Annotated in this window: 16 protein-coding genes and 1 pseudogene; 7 read left to right on the top strand and 10 right to left on the bottom strand. The window is 75.5% G+C overall.

Annotated features, from left to right (window positions below; all coding sequences use genetic code 11):
- Positions 1-34: 34 nt before the first annotated feature.
- The 5 genes and pseudogenes from ACFWXO_RS27480 to ACFWXO_RS27460 all read right to left on the bottom strand — a co-directional run.
- A pseudogene (locus ACFWXO_RS27480) lies at positions 35-1,642 on the bottom strand (AMP-binding protein); the annotation flags it as partial.
- A gap of 272 nt (positions 1,643-1,914) precedes the next feature.
- On the bottom strand, positions 1,915-3,063 hold the full coding sequence (locus ACFWXO_RS27475) for a hypothetical protein (protein WP_380526792.1): 1,149 nt from the start codon (positions 3,061-3,063) through the stop codon (positions 1,915-1,917).
- 174 nt (positions 3,064-3,237) lie between these two features.
- Complete coding sequence (locus ACFWXO_RS27470) at positions 3,238-4,557, bottom strand: hypothetical protein (RefSeq protein ID WP_380526790.1); 1,320 nt, start codon at positions 4,555-4,557, stop codon at positions 3,238-3,240.
- A gap of 117 nt (positions 4,558-4,674) precedes the next feature.
- The gene (locus tag ACFWXO_RS27465; RefSeq protein WP_375885858.1) at positions 4,675-5,172 is read right to left on the bottom strand and encodes a GNAT family N-acetyltransferase; all 498 of its coding nucleotides are present in this window, start codon (positions 5,170-5,172) and stop codon (positions 4,675-4,677) included.
- Positions 5,169-6,533 carry a DUF6271 family protein gene (locus tag ACFWXO_RS27460; protein ID WP_380526788.1) on the bottom strand — a complete coding sequence of 455 codons (1,365 nt, stop codon included), beginning with the start codon at positions 6,531-6,533 and terminating at the stop codon, positions 5,169-5,171. The genes ACFWXO_RS27465 and ACFWXO_RS27460 overlap by 4 nt, the downstream gene beginning before the upstream one ends.
- Positions 6,534-6,947: 414 nt before the next feature.
- Here ACFWXO_RS27460 and ACFWXO_RS27455 point away from each other — a divergent pair, with 414 nt between their 5' ends.
- The 7 genes from ACFWXO_RS27455 to ACFWXO_RS27425 all read left to right on the top strand — a co-directional run bounded on the left by ACFWXO_RS27455 (position 6,948) and on the right by ACFWXO_RS27425 (position 13,164).
- Positions 6,948-8,147, top strand: a complete 1,200-nt coding sequence (locus ACFWXO_RS27455) for a peptidoglycan-binding protein (protein WP_380526786.1) — start codon at positions 6,948-6,950, stop codon at positions 8,145-8,147.
- 202 nt (positions 8,148-8,349) lie between these two features.
- Positions 8,350-8,976: a DUF2269 domain-containing protein gene (locus ACFWXO_RS27450; RefSeq protein ID WP_380526784.1), complete on the top strand. Its 627-nt coding sequence runs from the start codon at positions 8,350-8,352 to the stop codon at positions 8,974-8,976.
- A 70-nt stretch (positions 8,977-9,046) separates the two neighbouring features.
- Positions 9,047-10,054 carry an MsnO8 family LLM class oxidoreductase gene (locus ACFWXO_RS27445; protein WP_380526815.1) on the top strand — a complete coding sequence of 336 codons (1,008 nt, stop codon included), beginning with the start codon at positions 9,047-9,049 and terminating at the stop codon, positions 10,052-10,054.
- Between the two features lie 640 nt (positions 10,055-10,694).
- Positions 10,695-11,078, top strand: a complete 384-nt coding sequence (locus ACFWXO_RS27440; RefSeq protein ID WP_375886195.1) for a hypothetical protein — start codon at positions 10,695-10,697, stop codon at positions 11,076-11,078.
- Positions 11,075-12,172 (top strand): hypothetical protein, encoded by a 1,098-nt coding sequence (locus ACFWXO_RS27435; RefSeq protein WP_380526782.1) that lies wholly within the window; start codon positions 11,075-11,077, stop codon positions 12,170-12,172. The genes ACFWXO_RS27440 and ACFWXO_RS27435 overlap by 4 nt, the downstream gene beginning before the upstream one ends.
- A gap of 82 nt (positions 12,173-12,254) precedes the next feature.
- Complete coding sequence (locus ACFWXO_RS27430; RefSeq protein WP_375885869.1) at positions 12,255-12,650, top strand: roadblock/LC7 domain-containing protein; 396 nt, start codon at positions 12,255-12,257, stop codon at positions 12,648-12,650.
- A gap of 139 nt (positions 12,651-12,789) precedes the next feature.
- Positions 12,790-13,164: a hypothetical protein gene (locus tag ACFWXO_RS27425; protein WP_375885872.1), complete on the top strand. Its 375-nt coding sequence runs from the start codon at positions 12,790-12,792 to the stop codon at positions 13,162-13,164.
- A gap of 29 nt (positions 13,165-13,193) precedes the next feature.
- Here the strand turns inward: ACFWXO_RS27425 and ACFWXO_RS27420 are convergent, their stop codons facing one another.
- From ACFWXO_RS27420 to ACFWXO_RS27400, 5 genes are all read right to left on the bottom strand, one after another.
- Entirely contained in the window at positions 13,194-13,655 is a 462-nt protein-coding gene (locus ACFWXO_RS27420) for a DUF6188 family protein (protein ID WP_380526780.1), read from the bottom strand.
- Complete coding sequence (locus ACFWXO_RS27415; protein ID WP_380526778.1) at positions 13,636-14,862, bottom strand: NUDIX domain-containing protein; 1,227 nt, start codon at positions 14,860-14,862, stop codon at positions 13,636-13,638. The genes ACFWXO_RS27420 and ACFWXO_RS27415 overlap by 20 nt, the downstream gene beginning before the upstream one ends.
- Before the next feature lie 143 nt (positions 14,863-15,005).
- A complete protein-coding gene (locus ACFWXO_RS27410) occupies positions 15,006-15,890 on the bottom strand; it encodes an SGNH/GDSL hydrolase family protein (protein ID WP_380526776.1) in 885 nt (294 codons plus the stop codon).
- Complete coding sequence (locus ACFWXO_RS27405) at positions 15,865-17,061, bottom strand: glycosyltransferase (protein ID WP_380526774.1); 1,197 nt, start codon at positions 17,059-17,061, stop codon at positions 15,865-15,867. Before ACFWXO_RS27405 ends, ACFWXO_RS27410 begins: the two co-directional genes overlap by 26 nt.
- Entirely contained in the window at positions 17,058-18,386 is a 1,329-nt protein-coding gene (locus ACFWXO_RS27400) for a glycosyltransferase family 4 protein (protein ID WP_380526772.1), read from the bottom strand. Before ACFWXO_RS27400 ends, ACFWXO_RS27405 begins: the two co-directional genes overlap by 4 nt.
- Positions 18,387-18,568 lie beyond the last annotated feature (182 nt).

Genomic DNA, 18,568 nt, shown 5'->3' with positions numbered 1-18,568 from the left:
GGGCGGGCTCCGGCTCGGATCGGTGTGTCACGGCGGCCCTTCTGCGCAGCTCGGCGCGGAGCAGCTTGCCGGTCGCGGTGCGCGGCAGCTCGGGGACGAACTCGACGGCGCGCGGGTACTTGTACGGCGCGATGGTGCGTTTGACGTGCTCCTGGAGCTCCTTGACGGTCCCGGCGCCGGCCGGGGTGCCCCCGGTCAGCACCACGTACGCCTTGACCACCGTGCCGCGCCGTTCGTCCGGCGCGGCCACCACGGCGCAGTCGGCGACCGCGGGGTGGGCGGCCAGGGCCTGTTCCACCTCGGGGCCGGCGATGTTGTACCCCGCCGAGACGATCATGTCGTCGTTGCGGGCCTGGTACCGGAAGTAGCCGTCCCGGTCGCGGAGGTAGGTGTCGCCGGTGAGGTTCCAGCCGCCGCGGACGTACTCGCGCTGGCGCTCGTCGTCCAGGTAGCGGCAGCCGGTGGGGCCCTTGACGGCGAGCAGTCCGGGTTGGCCGTCCGGCACCGGGTTGCCCTGCCGGTCGAGTATCGCCGCCCGGTAGCCGGGGACGGGGCGGCCGGTGGCGCCGGGCCGGGCGTCGTCGTCGGCGGCCGAGATGAACACGTGCAGCAGCTCGGTGGCGCCGATCCCGTCGATCAGCCGTCGGCCGGTGGCGGCGTGGAAGGCCTCCCAGACGGCGGCGGGCAGCGGCTCGCCGGCCGACACGCAGCGCCGTACGCCGGACAGCCGGTCGGCGAGCCCGGCGGCCAGGATCGCCCGGTAGGCGGTGGGCGCGGTGAACAGCACGCTCACCCCGTGCCGGGCGACCTCCTCGGCGAGCTGTTCGGGGGTGGCCCGCTCCAGCAGCAGGCTGGCGGCGCCGGCCCGCAGCGGGAAGACCAGCAGGCCGCCGAGGCCGAAGGTGAAGCCGAACGGCGGGGTGCCGGTGAAGAGGTCGTCGGGGGTGGGGCGGAGCAGGTGGCGGGAGAAGGTGTCGGCGTTGGCCAGCACGTCCCGGTGGAAGTGCAGGGTGGCCTTGGGCCGGCCGGTGGTGCCGGAGGTGAAGGCGATCAGCGCGACGTCGTCGGCGGCGGTCGGTACGGCGGTGAAGCCGGGCCGCTGGGTGGCACTGCGGGCGGTGAGGTCCTCGGGGCCGGGGCCGCCGAAGGAGAGGACCCGCAGCCCGGGGGCGTCGGCGAGGTCGAGCTCGGTGCGGAAGCGGTGGTCGCACAGGGCGAGGGTGGGGCGGGCGATCCGGGCCAGTTCGGTCAGCTCGGCCGCCCGGAGCAGCGGCACGGTGGTGACGACCACCCCGCCGGCTTTCAGGACCCCGAGCCAACAGGCGGCCAGCCAGGGGGTGTTGGGGCCGCGCAGCAGGACGCGGTTGCCGGGGACCAGGCCCAGTTCCTCGGTGAGCAGGCGGGCTGTCCGGTCGGCGTGGTCGCGCAGTTCGCCGTAGCTCCACCGGGTGGTGGGGGTGAGCAGGCAGCGGCGGTCGGGGCCCAGGCGGGCGATGGTGTCGTCGAGCAGGGCGGACGCGCAGTTCAGTCGGTCGGGGTAGGCCAACTCCGGGAGTTCGAAGAGGAGTTCTGGCCACTGGTCGAAGGGCGGGAGATGGTCTCGGCAGAACGTGTCCATGTGCGCCGAGGGGGAGAGCTCCATGGGCGGCACCTCGTCGGGCGAGCGGGAGTGAAGCCAGTATGGCGCGCTCGTGACGCCAGTCAAGAGAGCGATACATGCATTCGGGCGACGGGGGCGGTCGGCGCAGGTCAGGGGCGGGGCGGGGCGAGCGGAACGCCCCGCCGGCCGGTGGGGCCTGCGGGGCGCAGGGGTGCTGCGGTGCGGGTGGGGTTCCTGGGGTGGCTGGGCTTCACGGGGTGGCTGTGCCTCGTTGGGCGGCCGGGCTTGCCGGGGCGGCCGGGAAGCGTCGGCGTTCAGCCCCCGGTGGCGTGGAAGACGGCGTCCGGGGTCCGGCCGTCCTCGGCCTGCCGGGCGCGCTCGGCGAGCATCCGGGCGAACGGGGTGAGCCCGGGCAGTGCCACCGCGGCCCCCGGCCCGGCGTAGTGCACGTAGAGCAGCGTCGAGTCGACCCGGACCACCGTCTCCGCCGTCGAGTCGCCCCGGGTGCGGGCGGCGCTCCGGTCGCCGACCGCCTGGACGGCCGCCGGGGCCGCGTCGCCCCGGGCGTCGAGGAGGTCGAGCCGGGTGTCGAAGGCCCGGCCGGCCGCCTCGGCGGAGCTGAAGGTGACCACGGTGAACTGCACGGACGGCAGCGGCGCGGCACTGAACGACACCGTCGCATAGGCGAGTTGCTGGTCGCAGGCGCCCGGGAGCAGACAGGGCGCGCCCGGCCCGCTGCCCGTCCCCGAACGCGGCGCCCCCTGCTGCTGCCAGCCGCCCGGCATCGCGGCGGCGTCCGGCAGCACGCCCTGCACCCGCGCGGGATCGCGGATGGTCCGGGCGGCGTGGGCGAAGTCGGGCCCGGTGGGTTGCAGCAGCGGGCGCGAGCCGAGGTTGATCCCGAGTGCGACCAGCGCGGCGATCAGGACCAGGGCCAGGACGGTGAGGACGGCGACGTTGCCGCGCCGGGCCGCCAGGGCCCGGGCGGCGCCGGCGGCCGCCGGGTCGACCCTCAGCTGGACGGTGCTCGGGCCGCCGGCCGGGGCGTCCGGGTCCGCCCCCGGCCGGACGGTGCGAGGCTCCGGTTCCGCGTCCGGCCCCCCGGTGCGCAGCTGGACGGTGCTCGGGCCGGTCCGCAGTTGGACCGTGCTGGGGCTCGCGTCCGTCCGCAGCTGGACGGTGTTCGGATCGGCCGTCCCGCCGAGGTCGGTGGTGGTCAGGTACTGCGCGAACCCCTGGTCGGTGGCGAGCAGCCGGGCGACGGCCGCGGCCAGTTCGGCCCGCGCCGCCGGATCGTCCGGGTCCGCCTCGATCGCCGACAGCGCCCGGGCCCCCTCGGGCGTCAGCCGCAACCGGGCCCGGACCACCTCGGCCACCGCCCGCCCCCGCCCGCCGGGCGTGCCCCGGGCCAGTCGCACCAGCGCCCCCACCACACCCGCCACCAGCCCGCGGCCGTCCCCCATGGCAACTCCCCCCGCCGTACGAGTCGTTGCCCCCAGGCTCCCGGACCGGCCGCCGGGGCACACCCCCCTCCGGTTGAACGGAGACGCAACTGCAACCGCGCGCGGACCTGGCGGAGACCCGGCGGCCCACCGGTCCCGTCCGTCGCCGGTCCCGTCGGTCGCCGGTCCGGTCCGTCACCGGGTGGCCAGCTCCGCCATCACCGCCACCGGCAGCGCCGGGTTGGCGGCCGCGGCCTCGGCGGTGCGGTGGTCCGGGGAGGCCAGGCAGGCGGTCAGCGCGGCGGGGGAGGCGTTCGGGTGGGCGGCGAGGGTCCGCAGGGCCTTGACGGGGGTGGGCGGGGTGGTGGCGATGCGGTCGAGCAGTGCGGTGGGGGTACCCGGGTTCTTGGTCACGGCGGTGGCCACCTTCGTGCCGAACCGGTCCAGCACGGTGGCCAGTTGGGCACCGCTGAGGCCCGGATGCGGGGCCACCGACTTGACCACGCTCGCGTCCGGGTCCGCGGCGAGCCGGTCCCGGAGGTCCGTCGGCAGGGCCCGGTGCTCGGCGACCAGCACGCGGACCCTGGGTTCGGGCACGGCGGCGAGGGCGCGGAGTTCGGCCGGAGTGGCGGCGGCGATCCGGGGAAGCAGGGTCGAGCCGATCCGGACGGCGGCCGCGAGCCGGGCGAGGAGGTCGAACGGGATGGCGGGGTTGTGGGCGAGCGAGCGCCGGACGTCGTAGCCGTCGTCCTCGGCGAGCCGGCTCATCAGTGCCGCGTCGATCCCCGGGTTCCGGGCCAGGTTGGACCGGACCCAGGGGATCTCGTCCCCGGCCAGCCGGCGGTACGGCTCGGCGGGCAGCCCGGGGTGGGTGGCGAGCGCCTGCCGGATCATCATGTGGTCACCCACCAGGCGGGCGGCGGCCGACCCCGGGGTGGTCGGATGGGCCGCCGCCTGTTCGCGGACCATCACCTCGGGATCGTCCAGCAGGGCCGTGAGCAGTTCCGCGGGCGTGGCCTCGTTGGCCGCGGCCGCGCGTCGGACCTGCGCCGCCGGGTGCGCGGCCAGCCGTGCCAGCAGGTCCGGGCGCCCGGTGCAGTGTCCGAGAACGGCCACCACGTCGTCGGACTCGTCCACCGCGAGCAGGTCCGCGACCTCGTCCGGGAGCCCGACCGCGGAGGCGAGCCGTTCCCGCACCAGCTCGTCCGGGTCGCGGGCGAAAAGCCGGGCCCAGGCCGGGTCCCCGCGTCCCTCGTCCAGCAGGACGAGCGCGACCCGCGGCCGGGCGAGCGGGTCGACGTCCCCGACGGGCAACAGGCCGCGCTCGGCGAGCCGTACGGCGGCGTCCTCGAAGCGTTCGGCCAGCAGCCGGACCTGCCCCGGGTCGAGGTCCGGCCGTTCCGCGAGTGCGCACGCCAACTCCTCGTCCGCGGCGGGAAGTCGGTCGATCAGCTGCCCGAGCAGCTCGGGCGGCAGGGCGGGGTTGCGGGCGACGGCGTACAGCAGGGTGGGCATCCGCGCATTCTGCCCGCCGCCCGGTCGGGCCCGCCGCCGATTTCCGTGCGGGCCCGACCGATTTCCGTGCGGGCCCGACCGGTTGCCGTCGTCCGCCCGCCGGGGCGTCGGCCCGGGTCAGCGCACGGGCGCCGACATGTAGACGGCCCGCCGCCCGTAGTACTCCGGCACCGTGACCTCGCGGTGCGCCCGGTAGCCGAGCAGCCGCAGCAGGATGTCCGCGCCGCGCACCGCGACCATCGAGATCCGTTCGAAGCCCGACTCCTCGGCCCGCTCCCGGAAGTGCCGCATGAACCCCAGGGCGACCTCCCGGCCGCGCAGGTCCTCGGCGATCACCAGGTCGTGCACGTGCAGGTTGGCCGAGGTGTACGCCGTCTCCTCCGGCCGGGTGAGGTCCGGGCAGCGCAGCGGCGGGTACGGCAGGCTCAGCAGGTAGCCGCGGACGACGCCCTGCTGCTCCAGCACGTAGCAGGTGTCCGGTGAGCTGCGGGCCCGGGACTGCAGCGCCTCCCGGCCCTCGGACAGGCCGTCGGCGGCGTAGGCGTCGTGTTCGAGCGCGACCACGGCGTCCCAGTCCCCGTCGGCCAGCCGCCGGATCCGGAGGTCCTCGCTCACCGGGTCGCCCCCTCCGCACCGGCGTCCGGGCCTTCCGGGCCTTCCGCACCTTCGGGACCGGCGTCCAGTCCGTGGGCGCGGGCGGCGGACACCATCGCGGCCCAGGCCTCGACCAGCACCGCCCAGCGTTCGGCGTCCTGCCGGGCCTCGTCCAGGAGCTGTCCGCGCCGCTCGGCCACCACGTCCGCGAGCTCGGTGTACTTGCCGCCGAGCTTGCGGTAGGAGCGGTCCAGAACGTCCAGGCAGTGCTCGTTCCCGGCCTGGTCCCAGTCGACGCTGCCGCGCACCAGGTCGACGATCGGCTCGACCTTCAGCCCGTGCCGCTCGTCCAGCAGCCCGCGGCCCAGGTCGATCATGCCGCCGTAGACCGGGTACAGGTACAGCATCGAGAGCAGGAACTTGACGAACCGCAGCTGGTAGTTGACGAAGCCGGCGCCGATGCGGCGCTCGGGCGTGTAGTAGTTGACGATGTGCCGGTTGTGGACGACGCCGGGCAGCCGGGAGTGGACCAGGGCGTGCAGAAGGGCGTAGTCGCTGCCGATGGTCTCGATCGAGGGCAGCAGCGGCAGCACCTCGTAGGCCCGGTGGTCCAGGGCGATGTTGCACATGTAGACGTCCCAGATGTCGGGGACGCCGAGGACGGACTCGTCGGCGGTGAACGGCTCGGAGCCGGCGCCCTTGAACGAGACGTCGACCATCGCGTCCCGGTCCTCCTCCGGCCAGACCGGCGGGGTCCAGAGGCGGACGATCTCGCGGTAGACGGCCGGGTCCAGCTCGTGGATCTCGCTGATGTCCACGTTGAGTTCGCCGATGAAGGAGCCGCTGACCAGCATCACCGGCTTGTCCGCGTCGGCCGGGTCGAGCTCGGAGCGGGTCACCCCGGCCACCGCCTCGCCGGCCGGCCGGCCGATCGAGAGCAGCTCGTGGTGGATCGGGAAGACCTTCCGGCCGTCGACGACCTGGAAGTCGGCGTCGTCGTTGCGCAGGTGCGCCGAGGTGCAGCCGAGGGCGGCCGCGCCGAGGAAGAGCCGGTTGACGCAGGAGCCGTACGCGACGGCCGGCGGGAGCATCAGGTCGAGCAGCAGGCCGGGGTCGGCGGCGCCGGAGCGCTCGGCCACCCGGCGCAGGAACTCCCGCTGCCGCGCCTCGCCCAGGTGGTGGACGGCCACGCCGGGGGTCGGCTCCAGCGCGGCCACGGCGTCCGCGTTCTGCGCGAAGGCGGCGGCGTCGGTGGTGTCGAGGATGAGCAGGTGCACCTCGACGCCGAAGGTCGCGACGGCGTAGGCCGCCTCCTCGGCGAGTTCCGCGATGGTCTCGGGGCAGGAACGCATGGTGGGCAGGGCGAGGCAGACTCTCTGCATGGCGGTGGTTCTCCGTCGGTTCGTCAGAACGGTTGCGGCGGTGGCGCCGTGAGGGCTTCGAGCGCACCACCGTGGACTAGACCACTTCCCAAGTCAACGATTGACAGCGGGGCTGCGGCGGGGTGGAATGCGCCCCCGTCCGGTGGCTCCGGAGGGCCCTCGGAGGGCCTTCGGGGTCGTCCGGGGGCCGTGCGGACCGAGCCCGGACCCGCTTCCGGACAGGGCGGAGCACGGAACCGGCGGCGCGCCCTGTCGCCGCCGGGTCCGCACGTGAGGACGAATTCCCCTCGTTGATCCGAACGGCCGTGCGGCCCCGGGCGGTTCAACCCCGCCGATCCCGCCGCCGGGGTCAATCCGCGACCCGGACCTGCCGATACCGGCAACGACGTCATTACGCCGTTCGGAGGAGCCAGCATGCCCGAACCGTGGCTGCCCGGTGCCGAGATCCACGACCTCGGCGACCACGCGCCGACCGACCACCAGTACCCCCCGAAGGCCATCGCCCACATCACCTGGGACCGCAACGCCACCGCCGCCGCGCCGCAGGACTGGTGCACCTACGAGGACCTCGTCGGGTACTTCACCGGCGCCGGCGCCGGCGACGCCCCGCACCTGGTCTGGGACCCGTTCAGCGGCCGCACGGCGCAGCTGTTCCCCGCCGACTCCCGCTCCAAGAGCCTGCTCAGCCCGGCCCAGAGCCCCACCCGCACCAACCGGGCCGGGCTGGTGGTGATCCAGATCGAGGCGGTGTTCTTCCCCTACTGCCGCCACCAGGGCACCGTCTACCCGCGGCTGGTCGACACCCCGTGCGCGGGCTGGGACCGGATCCACGCCTGGATCACCTCCTGGGGGGTGCCCGACGCCTGGCCGATGGGGCGGCCGACCGACTTCACGGAGCACCGCGACGAGCGGGTCTGGGAGACCGCGGGCGGCTGGTACGCGCACGCCCACGTGCCGTACAACGACCACGTCGACCCCGGTTCCTGGCCCGCCTTCACCGCGGGCCCCGGCTCGCCCACCGGCCCGCCCTCCCAGCAGCACCCCGCCCCGCCCGCCGACCCGACCCCCGCCCGCTACCAGGTCACCGTCAACGGCCTGGCGTACGGCTACGGCGCCCAGGGCTACCAGGTGACCACCGTCGGACGGGCGCTGGTCACGGCCGGCTTCGGCACCCACTACCACTCCGGGCCCGGACCGACCTGGACGGACGCCGACACCGAGAACTACGCGGACTACCAGGCGAGCCTGGGGTACTCCGGGCCGGCGGCGGACGGCGTCCCGGGCGAGGCCTCGCTGCGCCGGCTGCTCGGCTACCTGCCCGGCCCGCGCACCGTCTCGCTCGCCCACGTCGTCGCGGCGGCGCGCAGCGACCCGGGGGCGGAGCAGGGGCACCGGACGTACGGGGCCGAGGTGGCGATCGTCGAACAGGCGCTGGCGGACGAGGGGTTGCTCGAACAGCGCTGGGTGGACGGGTCCTACGGCAGCCTCACGGTGACGGCGTACGCGGGCTGGCAGCGGCGCTGCGGGTACTCGGCGGGTGCCGCGGACGGGATCCCCGGGCGGGACTCGCTGCACCGGCTGGGGGCGGCGCGGGGGTTCGCGGTGACGGACTGACGGACTGACGGGCCGACGGGCGGGGCGCTGCGGGGCCGCGGGTCGGTGTGGGTACTCCCCGGGGAGTCGGTCGGTCGCGGCGACGGCCGGGGACGTACTCGCCGGGGAGTAGCCGAGGTTACTTCCGCCGTCAGATGCCCGATGAGGGGCGGACGGGGGAGTCTGGGCGCGTCCTCGTGACCCCGACTCGAAGGAGGTACCTGTGCGCCCGTCCACCGAAGCCGTCGCGGCCCCCGGCGCGGGGCGGCGGTCCGCCGGCCGCCGACTGTCGCCGGGAGCGCGCAAACGCCTGGTGGTGCTGCACGTCGTCGCCTCGGTGAGCTGGCTGGCCCTGATGCTCTGCCTGCTCACCCTGGCGGTGACGGCCCTCACCACCGACGACGCCGACCGGCTGAGAACGGCCTACCGGGCGATGGGCCTGCTCGGCGACGCGCTCATCCTGCCGCTGAGCCTGCTCACCTTCCTGAGCGGGGTGGCGCTGGGGCTCGGCACGTCCTGGGGCCTGTTCCGGTACTACTGGGTGAGTACCAAGTTCTGGCTGACGCTCGGTGCGATGGCGGCCTCGGTCTTCGCCCTCACCGCCCGGCTGCACGACGCGGTCCGGGTGGCGGACGCCCACCCGACCGGCCCCATCCCGGTGGCGGACCTCGGCTTCGTCCGCTACAACACGGTGATCGTCCCGGCGGTGGCCCTGGCGCTCTACCTGTTCAACGTGATCCTCTCGGTGTACAAGCCCTGGGGCCGCCGCAAGGCCGCGGGCACGCGTCCGGGCCGAATACCCGGGGCCTCCGGCGCGGCCGGGGCCGTGCCAGGGCCCGAGGGCCGGTGACGGCGGTGACGGCGCGCCCGGCCGTACCGGCGGGGAATGCCCGTACGGCGGGTGGGCGTTGTCCACCCACGTGACCAGCGCTACGCCCGCGACCAGGCTCTCCGTCCTCGACCGCTCCCGGACCAGGCAGGGCGAGGAGCCGGCGCAGGCGCTGCGCGACACCGTGGCCTTCGCGCGTGAGATCGAGCGGCTGGGCTACCACCGCTTCTGGGTCTCCGAGCACCACGGCGTGCCCGGGGTGGCCGGGTCGGCGCCCACGGTCCTCGCCGCGGCGGTCGCGGCGGCCACCAGCCGGATCCGGGTCGGCACCGGCGGGGTGATGCTGCCCAACCATCGGCCCATGGTGGTGGCCGAGCAGTTCGGGGTGCTGGCGGCGCTGTTCCCGGGCCGGATCGACATGGGGCTCGGCCGCTCGGTGGGCTTCACCGATGGCGTCCGGCGGGCGCTCGGGCGCGAGAAGGACGCGGCCGACGACTTCGGCGGCCAGCTGACCGAGCTGCTCGGGTACTTCGACGGCTCCCAGCAGGTGCACCGCGGCGTCCACGCCCGCCCGGCCGAGGGCCTGCACGTGCCGGCCTTCGTGCTGGCCACCGGCGCGGGCGCCGAGCTGGCCGCCGAGGCCGGGCTGCCGCTGGTCATCGCCGCCGCACGTGGGGAGGAGCGGATGCTCGCCGCGCTCGACGGCTACCGCAGCCGCTTCCGCCCCTCCGCGCAGGCCGCCGAACCGTACGTGGTGGTCTCGGGCACGGTCGCGGTGGCCGAGACCGAGGAGCGGGCCCATGACCTCCTCCTCCCGGAGGCCTGGGCCGGCGCCTACTCCCGCACCCACGGGGAGTTCCCGCCGCTGGCCCCGGCCGCCGAGATCCGGGCGCGCACGATGAGCCCGCGCGAACGGGCGGCCTTCGAGCAGTCGCTCAAGGGTCACATCGCGGGCACCCCGGAGCAGGCGGCCGCCGAGCTGTCCGCCCTGGTGGCACGCACCGGTGCGGACGAGGTCCTGATCGCCACCAGTACCTACGACCGGACGGCCCTGCTCGACTCGTACCGGCTGCTCGCCGAAGCCGTCGGCCTGCTCTGACCGGCTGCGGCCCGCCGCCTGCCGCGCTGCCCGTTCCGCAGCCCGCGCGACCGCCCACTCCACCGCTCCCCGGCCGTCCGGGCGGATTTCTGACCAGGCCCGACGGCCTGCTACTGTTCTTCTCGTCGAGGGGAAATGATCTTCCGAAACGGAGATCCCGGAACCCTTGAACATGCGTCAGTGGTGCTACCAGAGCACGTCCTACTTTCAGTAGGAAGAGTCCGTGCGATCCGGGCCTGGCGCTCCATCCGAAGGGGCTCGTTCCGTCAAGGGAACGGGCCCCTTCGTCATGTCCGGCTGTGCACCGTCCTCGGCCCTGGTGCGCGCCGGGTCCTCTTATCGCACTTTCGCTGGCGAAACTCCGGGCGGCGATCCGGTATCGGCCAAGGTCCCGTACCAGGTGGCCGACGAGTGACGGTCTGCGGCGGCCGGGCGGCCAGCAGTTTTGCCGCTCCGGTCGAGCCGGTGGATCGTCGCACCTTGGCCGGAAGTCGCCGTAGCTGGTGTGAATATGCCATTGGAATGTTCGTCATACGGAAACCGGCAGTAGCCTTCCGTGTCGAACCTGCCACTGCTGGTGGCGATCCGGCCGGATCTGCGCTGCGCCCGGCCACCCCCAGACCCCCTCGAAGGAGCCGGTGTGCCGGGTATCGACGAATGTCTCTCCGGAGCGATGGCGATCGCCGGAGCCCGCTCGGCGAGCCTGGTCGACTGGAGCAGCGGACTCGCCCTCGGGAGCCTGGGCGAAAGCCCGGTCGGCGAACACGAGACCGCTGCCGCCGAGGCAACCGACTTGGTGCGCGCGGCCGTTGAGAGCCAGACCTTCACCGCGGCGGAGGACCGGCGCTCCCCGTTGGAGGACATCATCGTCACTGCGGGCCGCAGTTACCACCTGATCCGCTTCATCGACACCGTCTTCGACAGCCGGCTCGTCCTGCACCTCTGGCTCGACCGCGAGTCGGGCAACCTCGCCGCGGCCCGGTTCCGCCTCCAGGCCCTCGCCGAGGAACTGGTGCTGGGGTGAACACGAGGCCCGCACCGACCGTCGCATTCCGGCCAGCCGACCGCGTGGCCGCCCCGTACACGCCCCTGGTGGAGGCCGCCGACCGCCACGTCCAACCCGCCGCGCCGAGGACCCCGGGCGAGGCCGTCGCCCTGCTCGCCGCCCGCCGCGCCACCGGGGCCCTGCACGGCCCGCTCGGCATCCTGTGGCTGGTCGACGGCCAGGTCGCCGCCGCGGAGTCCCCCCGTGCGCCCGGCCTGGCCGACCTGCTCACCGGCTGCGGTCGGCTCACCCCCGAGGAGTGGGCCGACCTCCTGCACCGCCACGGCCCGCAGGGGCGGGTCGGCGAGGCACTGGTCGACCGGCAGCTGCTCACCCGCGGCGAACTCGAACTCGGCCACCTGGGAACGCTGTTCGACGCCGCCTACTTCGTGCTCGCCGACCGGGCCGGCGGCACCTGGCGGTTCGAGTCCGAGGCCCGGCACTGGCTCGGCACGGTGACGCCGGTCGACCCGGCGCGGCTCGGTCGCGAGGTCGAGCGCCGGCACCGACTCCTCGACCGGATCTGGCCCTGGCCGCAGCTCGACACCGCGCCGGTCCGGCCGGTCGAGCACAGTCGATCGCCCTCCCACCGCCCGCCCGGCCGTCGGCGGCGCGAACTGCTGGACCACGCCGACGGCCGAAGAACCCCGGCGGACCTGGCCCGGCTGCTCGGCCGCTCCGGCTTCGGCGTGACGGCGGACATCCGCCGCCTGGCCGCCGCCGGACTGCTCGACACCCCCCGGCACGCCGCGCCGGCCGCCGCACCCTCCCGCCCGGCTGCCGACCCCGTCCGCCCGGCTGCCGACCCCGTCCTCTCGGCCGCCGCTCCCTCCCGGCCTGGCAGCGGCCTGCACCGCAGGGTCCCCGGAGCCACCCTCCGGGGCCTCCCGAGCACCGGCCCCGCGGCAACGACCGGCTCCGCAGCAACGACCGGCCCCGCAGTCCCCGTAGCCCCCGCCCCCACGCGCTCCGACCGACCGCCCACCACGGCAGCGGCCCACCCGCTGACCGTCCCCGACCCGGACATCGCGCTGCTGACCCGGGTCCGAGACCTTCTGGAGGCCCGACTTTGAGTCACTCCCCGCCCGCGACCCCGCCGTACCGGCCATGAGGCGGGCACTCAAGCAGCGTGTCGGAAGGAGACAACTGATCGCCTTGGAGACCGAGCTGCTCGCCGAACTCCGCGCCGTCAAACGTCGCGTCCCGCACCTCGCGGGCGGGCTGGTGGCCAGCGTGGACGGCCTGTTGGTCGCGCACGACACCCACGGGACCGAACCCTCGGGCCTGGCCGCCATGACGGCGGCCTCGCTCTCGCTCGCCCAGCGGCTCGCCGACACCACCGGGCAGGGGGAGTTCCGCGAGTCCGTGGTGCGCGGTGAGCACGGCTACGTCGCCACCTACGCGGCCGGCGGCAGCTGTGTGCTGACCCTGCTGGCGCTCCCGGACGTCAACGTCGGCCGGCTCCACCTGGAGGGCCGCCGCAGTGCCCGGCACATCGCCGAACTGCTCAACGACGCCCTGGTGCCGAAGGACCCGCGCGACGCGCTCTGACCCGTCCCGGGACCGAACGCCCCGCCCGCCCCCGTACCGAGCCGCCCCCGTACCGACCCACCGACCCACTGACCCACCCACCGACCAACCTGTCGACTTACCGACCCACCGACCAACCGACCCACAGGAGTTGATCAGAATGACCGACGCAGCCGGCGCGCTCAAGCAGGCCATGACCGTCATCGAGGGCGCCATCGGCGCGGCCCTGGTGGACTACAACAGCGGCATGGCGCTCGCCACCCTCGACGGCCCCGGCGGCCTCGACCTCAACGTCGCCGCGGCCGGGAACACCGACGTGATGCGCGCCAAGATGCGCACCATGGACATGCTCGGCCTCCAGGACGGCATCGAGGACATCCTCATCACGCTGAGCACCCAGTACCACCTGATCCGCCCGCTCACCGGCCGCACCGGCAAGGGCCTGTTCCTCTACCTGGCACTGGACAAGGGCCGCGCCAACCTGGCGATGGCCCGCCACCAGCTGGTCAAGATCGAGGCCGACCTGGAGGTCTGACCGGGCACCGGCACGGCCCCGGCGGCGGCTCACGCCCCGCCGGGCCCCGCCCCGCCGGGCCCCGCCCTGCCGGGCCCGGCCCCGTCCGGCGGTGCCCCGTCCGGCGGTGCCCACTGGACCTCCCCGCCGGCCAGCCCCGCGCAGACCGCCCCCTCGGCGCTCAGCACGCTCCACGGCGCGAGCACCGCGTGCGGCGGGACGGACAGCTCACCGCCCTCCGTGAAACCCAGCTCCAGGCCGCCGGCCAGGGTGATCCGGGCGGTGCCGACGGTCCGGCCGACCAGGGCCAGCAGGGCGGGCGTCGGCCGGAAGGTGAGCGCGGGGAAGAAGTGCCCGACCTCCTCCGGCGTGGTGAAGGACGGCGCCGCGAAGCGGAACTCGTGCACCACTCGTACGGTCACCGGCCCGTCGAGCCGCAGGTCCAGCCGGTCGCCTCCGCTGACCGCCTCGACCGTCCGGCCGGCCAGCACCTCAGTGATCGTGTTCTGCATGCTCCCAGTCTTCACCGGCCGACGCGTTCCCAACCACGGGACCGATCGGCCGTCCGCGTACCAGCTCGACCGGTCCGCCCGCGCGCTCCCGGGCCGCGAGGGCCGCGGCCACCCGGTCCCAGGACGGTCCGGAGAGCAGCGTCCGCGCCTCGGCCGGGTCGCACAGCCGCCACTCCACCAGTTCCTGCTCCTGGAGGACGATCGTGCCGAGCGACTCCTCCGTCACCGCGCCGCCGTCGTAGACGTACACCAGCACGGCGGTGTCCTGACCGGTCGCAGGGTCGGTCGCGGGACCGGCCCCGGGATCGGCCGCCGCCCCCGGCAGCCAGTCCAACGCCAGCAGCCGCCCGGGCTCGACCTCCCAGCCCAGTTCCTCGCGGATCTCCCGCCCCGCCGCCGTGCGGGGCGTCTCGCGGTCCGCCTCCACCCCGCCGCCCGGCAGTGTCCAGTACGGCACCCGCCCGCGCGGCCCGTCCCACGGCCGCAGCCGCACCAGCAGCACCCGGCCGTCACCGTCCGTGAAGAGGGCCCGCGCCTTCGCCCGGATCCGCGGCCGGGTGGCGTAGTAGGTGTCCCGGTCCATCGGCGGCTCCAGCGGCTCTGGCGCCTCCGACGGCTGCCCCGCAGCTGACCCCGGCCCCGACCCCGGCCCTGGCGCGGCGGCCAGCCCGGTGTACTCCGGCACGGGCCCCTCGGCGGGCAGCGCCCCCAGGGTGTGCCCCACCGGCCGGCTGTCCTCCAGCTCCAGGGGCCCGGCCTCCCGCGGCGCCCGCAGACAGGCCGCCACCCGGCGGGACAGCCGCGGCGGCAGGGCGTGCCCGGCCTCCTCCGCCGTCAGCCAGACCCAGCCGCCGACCTCCGCCGCGTCCGGCCGGATCGCCGACACCTGCTCCGGCGTCAACGCCTCGGCCCAGTACAGGTAGGCCACGATCGGCGGCCGGCTCGGGGACATCGCCCAGTCGACGCACGCCAACGCTCCCAGCCGGGGCGTGAACCCCAGCTCCTCGGCGATCTCCCGCAACGCCGTCTCCCGCGGCGACCGGTCGCCGGGCTCCCACCCGCCACCCGGGATCGCCACCGGATGCTTCCGGTCGTACGGCAGCCGCACCACCAGCACCCGCCCCCGCCCGTCCGGGAACAGCACCCCGGCGGCCGCCATCATCTCTCGTCCCGCCGCACCCGACGCCTCCACCCCGACTCCCTCCACCCCGACTCCTTCCACCCGCTCATCTCCCGGGGGACGACATCCTCACGCACCCGATGGTTCCCGCCCACCCCGACCACCACCCGGAAGGGACACGCCCCCGCACCGCCGCCCGACCTGCCCTCCCGGCCCCGCCCGGCGGGCCGTCACCCCAGGGAGGCCAGGGCCTGGGCGGCCGCTCGGGCCATCTGTTCGTCGTGCCGGGCGCTCGATCCGCGGAGGCGGGCGGCGCCTTCGACGGCCGCGAGGGCGAGCAGGCCCGGTAGGAGGTCGGTGCTGCGGGCGGCGAGCCAGCGGGTGCCGCGGGTGGCCATCCACCACAGGTCGGCGGCGAGGCCGGGCGGCGGTTCGACGGGTTCGGCGGCGGGTGGCGGGCCGAGGGGGTGGCCCTGGGTGGCGAGCAGTTCGTGGAAGCGGCGGGCGATCAGGTGGTGTCCTTCGGCACTGGGGTGGAGGCGGTCGACGCTGAGCAGGCCGCGCTGCTCGCACCAGGGCAGTTCGGCGATGTGCAGGTGGACGGCCCGGTGCCGGGTGGTGAGGGCGTGGACGACGGTGTTGACGGCGCGCATCCGTCGGGCCAGTGGTCGGGCGAGCGGGGCGGGGAGCCGGAGGAGGGTGCCGGGGTCGGGCAGGCAGGCGGTGAGCAGGACGGCGCCGTGGCCGGAGAGTTCGCCGAGGGTGGCGTCGAGTTCCCGGGTGGTGCGGCGGATGTCGAAGCCGGCCCGCAGGGTGTCGTTGCCGCCGACCAGGACCGCCGCCAGCTGGGGCCGAAGGGCGAGTGCCGCCAGGAGTTGACGAGTCGTCAGATCTGCGGTCAGTGCGCCGCTGTACGCCAGGTTGGCGAACTCGACGTCCTGCCCCTCGGGGGCCAGTGACCGGGCGAGGACGGCGGCCCAGCCGCGCCACCGTTCGCCGACCTGGTCCCCGACGCCCTCCGTGAGCGAGTCGCCGAGCGCGACGAAGCGCAGCAGTTCGCCCGCGGTGGGCCGGTCGTCGGCGGTCCGGTCAGGCCCCGCGTCGAGCACGCTCATCCCCACTCCTCCCGGTGGCATCGGAGGTCCGGGCCCCGTGCGCGGCCAGGAAGGCGGCCACCGCCGCCGACCAGCCGTACCGTTCGGCCTGGGCCCGGGCGGCGGCCCGCCGGGCCGGTTCCGGTCGGCGGAGCAACTCCGTGACGGCGGCGGCGAATCCGGCCCCGGTGTCGGCGGCGGCGATCCCGGCGGGCCCGATCAGGCCGGGCAGCGCGGAGGAGCGGCTGACCGCGACGGGGGTGCCGCAGGCCAGTGCCTCCAGGGCGGCCAGTCCGAAGGTCTCCACCGGTCCGGGGGCCAGCACCACGTCCGCGCTGCCCAGCAGTGCGGCCAGCTCCGCCCGCCCGTTCAGGTGCCCGAGGAAGCGTACGGGCAGCCGCAGCCGGGCGGCCCGGGCGGCGAGCCGGGACCGCAGCGGTCCGGTCCCGGCCACCACCAGGACGGCGGGGAACCCCCGCGCCCGCAGCCGGGCCAGTGCCTCGACGGCGCGTTCGGGCCGCTTCTCGGCGGAGAGCCGGGAACAGAGCACCAGCAGGACGTCCCCGGGCGCCGAGTACCGGGCCCGTTCCAGCGCCCGTACGGCCGTGGGCAGCGGGCGCATCGCCGCCAGGTCGACCCCGAGCGGGGCCCGGACCAGGTTGGGCACGCCGATCCGGCGGAACTCGGCCGCCGCCCAGTCGGTGGTGCAGAGCACCGAGTCGTAGCCGCGGGCGGTGGCCGCGTTGAGCCGGTCGGCGGCCGCGGCGGCGAGCGGGCCGGGCAGGCCCCAGGTCCGCAGCACTCCGCTGGCGCTCTCGTGCGAGACCATCACCGAGCGGACCCCGTGCCGACGGGCCCAGGCGCCGGTCCAGCGCAGGGTGGTGCGGTCGGAGACCTCCAGCCGGTCGGGGCCGAGCCGGGTCAGTTCGGCGGCGACCGCCCGTCGGTCGGCGAGCAGCCGGTACCCGCCGCTGGCCGGCAGCACCGGGCCGGGCAGGGTGATCACCAGACCCTGCTCGGTGTCCTCCTCGGTGCGCCGTTCGCCGGGCACGATCAGGACGGGCCGGTGTCCGGCAGCCCGGTACCCGGCGCCCAGGTGGCGCAGTGCGGTGCGCAGGCCGCCGGAGACCGGGGTGACGAAGTTGGCGAGCCGCACGATGGTCAGCGGCCCGCCGCGGGGCGGCGCAGTCATGCCGGCAACTCCTCCGACAGTACGGGCAGCACGGGCAGCACCGGCACCACCGTCCCGGCCGACGCCCCCGGCGACCGGGGCTCGACCTCGACCTCGGTCCCGGCCCCGATCCCGACCTCGGCCCCGACCCCGACCTCGGCCCCGACCCCGGACGGAGCCGCCGAAGGAGCCACCCCCACCCTCCGGTGCTCCGCCAGCACCTCGGCGTAGTGCCGCAGCAGCAGGTCCCCGACCGCCTCCCAGGTCCGGGCGGTCACCTCGGCCCGTCCGGCCTGCCCGTACCGGGCCCGCCGGGCCGGGTCGGCGGCCAGTTCGGCGACGGCCCGGGCGACCGCCGTGCCGTCGCGGGGCGGCACCAGCAGTCCGGTGCGGTGGTGGGAGACCAGGTCGAGCGGGCCGCCGGCGGCCGGGCCGATCACGGGGACGCCGCTGGCCATCGCCTCCTGGATGGTCTGGCAGAAGGTCTCCAGCGGGCCGGTGTGGACGAACACGTCGAGGGTGGCGAAACATCGCGCGAGTTCCTCGCCGGTGCGGCGCCCGAGGAACACCGCGCCGGGCATGGCGGCCCTGAGGCCGGGCGCCGAGGGGCCGTCCCCGACCACCACCACCCGCACCCCGGGCAGCGCTGAGGCGGCGGCCAGCAGGTCGACCCGCTTCTCGGGCGCCAGCCGCCCGACGTACCCGACCAGCACCTCCCCGCCGGGGGCGAGGGCCCGGTGCAGCGCCTCGTCCCGGTGCCGGGGGTGGAAGCGCACCGAGTCCACCCCGCGCGGCCACAGCTGGACCCGGGGCACCCCGTGCGCGGTGAGGTCCTGGGCGGCGGGGGTGGACGGCGCCAGCGTGCGGGCGGCGGCCCGGTGCACGGCCCGGATGCGCCGCCAGGCGGCGGCCTCGCCGAGCCCGCGTCCGGCCCGGTAGGCGTGGGCGTACCCGGCGAGGTCGGTCTGGTAGACGGCGACGGCGGGCACGCCGAGCCGGGCCGCGACCTGCATGCCGCGCGCACCCAGGACGAACGGGCTGGCCAGGTGGACGATGTCGGGCCGGTGCCCGGCCAGCGCGGCCGCCAGCTGCCGGCTCGGCAGGGCGATCCGCACCTGCGGGTACCCGGGCAGCGGCACCGACGGGATCCGCACGACGGGGATCCGTTCCGCATCGGCGACGGAGCCGAAGGTCTGCGGCGGGCACTGGGCGCCCCGGGCCGGTGCGGGGGTGACGACGAGGGGCCGGTGGCCCCGACGGAGCAGGTGCTCGGCCGTCCGCAGCACGCTGTGGGCGACTCCGTTGACCTCGGGAGGGAAGGATTCGGTGACGATGGCGACGCGCATGCCTGTGTTGTCTCCGCGCACGGCGTGCACCCGGCCAAAGGGATCTGTCGTACAAGCGAACGCGGGGGGGGGGTTTTGACCCCCCGCCCCCCCCCCCCGCCCCCCCCCGGACCAATACCCCGCCCCCCCCCACAGCTCCCCGAACAGCGCGAGCTTACCGTTCGAGACCACTGAGAAGAAGC

Source organism: Kitasatospora sp. NPDC059088, assembly GCF_042738155.1.
In the GTDB taxonomy this organism is placed as follows: domain Bacteria; phylum Actinomycetota; class Actinomycetes; order Streptomycetales; family Streptomycetaceae; genus Kitasatospora.
This window is presented reverse-complemented; position numbering and strand designations above follow the sequence as displayed.